Source organism: Caldisericum sp., from assembly GCA_022759145.1.
Classification (GTDB): Bacteria; Caldisericota; Caldisericia; order Caldisericales; family Caldisericaceae; genus Caldisericum.
This window is the reverse complement of the sequence record JAEMPV010000155.1, coordinates 1-3,400: the sequence shown is the minus strand read 5'-3', so window position 1 is coordinate 3,400 and position 3,400 is coordinate 1. Positions and strand designations below refer to the sequence as shown.

General features: G+C 38.9%; 3 protein-coding genes. 1 reads left to right on the top strand and 2 read right to left on the bottom strand.

Annotated features, from left to right (window positions below):
* A partial coding sequence (locus JHC30_08255) for a caspase family protein (GenBank protein ID MCI4464133.1) occupies positions 1 to 806 on the top strand: 806 nt, incomplete at its 5' end.
* A gap of 52 nt (positions 807 to 858) precedes the next feature.
* Here JHC30_08255 and glnA read toward each other — a convergent pair.
* Together glnA and JHC30_08245 are read right to left on the bottom strand one after the other, a co-directional pair.
* Positions 859 to 2,253 (bottom strand): type I glutamate--ammonia ligase, encoded by a 1,395-nt coding sequence (gene glnA, locus JHC30_08250; protein ID MCI4464132.1) that lies wholly within the window; start codon positions 2,251 to 2,253, stop codon positions 859 to 861.
* Between the two features lie 83 nt (positions 2,254 to 2,336).
* On the bottom strand, positions 2,337 to 3,400 hold a 1,064-nt coding region (locus tag JHC30_08245), incomplete at its 5' end, for a glycosyltransferase (GenBank protein ID MCI4464131.1).

Below are 3,400 nucleotides of genomic sequence, written 5' to 3'. Positions count from 1 at the left end.
CAAACGAAGGAAAACCAATCCACGCAACGGATATTGAAATTGTAAAAAAATCAAGTATTAAAGGAAAACCTGTTGGTGGTAAACCGACAACAACTGCTGCAACCGGGATATTAGGCGCAACATGCACTGGCACAAAATACGCTATAGTGATTGGGATAAATGACTATCCAGGAGATTCAAGCGACCTACAGTATTGCGTTGCGGATGCAGAGAGTATGAAGCAAGCATCAACGGGAAAATATGGATATCCAGAAGGAAACATTGTTTTCTTAACAAATGGGAATGCAAACAGGGCAAGCATCGAAAGTGCAATAACGAGCCTCAAAGCAAAAGTAGGAAAAGATGACGAAGTTTTCTTCTTCTTTAGCGAACACGGTGCCAAAGGGAAGGCAGATGACGGAGACAACGAAAATATTGATGAATCAATCGTGATCTGGGAAAACGATGGCAATTTTGATTATCTTTGGGACGGCGAACTAAAGCAACTTTTTGATGGCTTTGCTACAAACAGGATTATTTTTGCTTTCGACTCTTGCCTTTCTGGCGGAATGACTGATCTTGCTTTAACAGGAAGAGTCATAAATATGGCATGTTCAGAGTCTGGCGTAAGTTATGAGTTTTCAGATCTCGGGCATGGTCAATTCACCTATTATTTCGTTGTGGAAGGAATGATTAGTGAAAAAGCAGACACAAATCCTAAGGAAGGAAAAATAACTGTTGAAGAAGCTTTTGACTACACAGCCTCAAACTGTGTTTACCAGAAGCCCACCATTTCAGACCAATTTCAAAACGATTTATTGCCGTAAATAAAAAAGCCCTGATTTTAAGCGCAGGGCTTTAAGTATTTTATGTTTCGCTTTAGCAATCAAGATAGAGTTCTACTTCGTATGGGTGAGGACGCGCATTTACTTCATTTGCGTCTTTCAATTTGCTTTCGATCCACACATTCACAAAACGCCTATCAAAAATACCATTATTAGTGAGGTATTTATTATCACTTGAGAGATTTGTAAGTGCTTCTTCGAGGTTTTTTGGAAGCATAATTGCACTGTCTTCGCTATCAAGATTCTTTGCTTTAAGGTTTAAACTATTTTCGATACCATCAATTCCTGCAAGAAGCATTGCCGACATTGAAAGGTAGACATTTCCTGTAGCATCAGGTGGTCTAAACTCAATTCTCTTTTCAAGAGGATCTTTAACATAAACAGGAATTCTTATTGAAGCTTTTCTGTTTGAGAACGAGAAAAATGCCCTATTGGGTGCCTCGAAACCAGAAAAAAGTCTTTTGTAGGAATTTGTTGAAGGGTTTGTAATTGCAAGAAGCGATGGAGAGTGAATAAGCAAACCAGCAATGTAAGAAAGGGCAGTTTCCGTCAATTCAAAACCCTTTGACTCATTTTCGAAAAATGCGTTCAACCCATCCTTAAGAAGAACCTGATGGAAATGCATTCCTGATCCTGCCTCATTGTAAAGAGGCTTTGGCATAAAGGTTGCAACAAAACCATTTTCAAACGCAAGCATTTTAATAAAATATTTTGCTAACTGTCCCTGGTCACCGCTTTCAAGAAGTCCTTTTAATTGGACCTCGATCTCCATCTGTCCTGCACTTCCGTTTTCATGGTGATGATATCGAACACTTATACCTGCATTTTCAAATATCATAGCGAGTTCTGACCTGAAGTTATAAAGGCGATCTTTGGGAGGGATCGCATGATAACCCTTCGCCTTTCTTATTTCATAGTTCCAATCAAATGGGTTATCCTGTGTATAGAAACCCGCCTCTTCTGATTCTATTTCATAGTAAGCTATATTCTCTGCATTCTTGCATCTAACCCTATCAAAAACATAAAACTCAAATTCTGGTCCCCACATGCTTTTATCTGCATACGGCTTTTCTTTTAGAAAATTCTCGGCCTTCATTGCAATATATCTAGAATCAAATGGATGCGGGGCACCATCAGGAAGATAAATGCTACCAAAGAAAGACAAGGTTTTAACATCAAAAAATGGGTCAATAAACCCTGTTTCTAAATCCGGAAATAGCGCAACATCGCTTTTCTCGGCTTTTGCAAATCCAGGGATTGAAGATCCGTCTACCCCTATACCTTCGCTTACTGCCTTTTTTAAGGTACTCGAGGGAATTGTAATGTGATGAAGCCCACCGAAAAGATTAGTAAACTTAATGTCAATCTGTTTTACCTCATTCTTCTGTATGAACTTTTCAACATCGCTAATGTTTTCAAATTTAAGCATAAAGCCTCCTATCTATCTAACAAATTATATTAGGAATGAAAAATAAACAAAATTTTAAAAATTGATTTATTTAAGTGATTAACTTACAGTTTAACTACTTCTCCTTTGTTCATCATTGATAAGAAAGTGAGCATATAGTCTCTAAGGTGTCTTGTGATAAGGAAATTATTCTTTATATGTTCTCTTCCGTTTCTTCCAAGGTTGTATGCAAACTCAGGCGCCTGGATTAACTGCTTTATCCAGTAGGCTGTCCCCTCGACCGTTAATGTTAAAATTCCTGAAAATTTATGGGTTATTTGAAGCGGAATGCCACCAACTGCAGACGCAATAACCGGCTTAGCTTTCCAGAGAGCCTCGGCAACCGTAAGCCCAAAACCTTCTCTCAAGGACTTTTGCAGGATAACAGTCGACCCTCTTTGAAGTGCGTTTATCTCAATATCAGAACCAGGTGGAAGAAGGAGCACATGTATATCCGGGTCGGATGATGCTCTGTCCATAACTTCTGCTAAAACCTTCTCTCCTTCTGGGTCGTCAGTTGCACCACCACCCGCCAAAATCAACTGACAATCTATGTGCTTTTTTACCAGTTTATATGCTTCGATTACGCCTATAGGGTCCTTCAAGTAATCAAACCTTGAAATCTGAGTAATTATTGGCTTCCCCTTATCAATATTGAACCTTTCAAAAACTGCATTTATCTCGTTGCCTGTAAGTTCCCTATTTTTGTCGCTCAGAGGATCAATGGAAGGAGATATCAATACTTGCGGAATCCTAAGTTCTCTTGCAAAAGCAGGTGCAGAAAACACAGCCGTATCGTAAGATTCAACATAGTTTTTCAAAAACTGCCATACAAATTCCTTGGGCCTCGAGAAGTCGATATGGCAACGCCACAGCCACAACGCACTGAAATCTTTTTTCTTCTCAACCAGCGCAATAGGCTGTGGGTCGTGAATGAAAATAATATCTGCATTACTATTTAGAACACCAAAATTCTTTCTATTAACATGTAGAAAGTAGTCAAACTCTTCATTGGTTATTTCAACAGAGACACCATGCAATGCATTGTGCATCTTTTTTGTGATGGTGAAAAACCTATCGTCTCCTTTTATTACATCCCACTCTGCACTTATTCCAAGCTCTCTTAGAA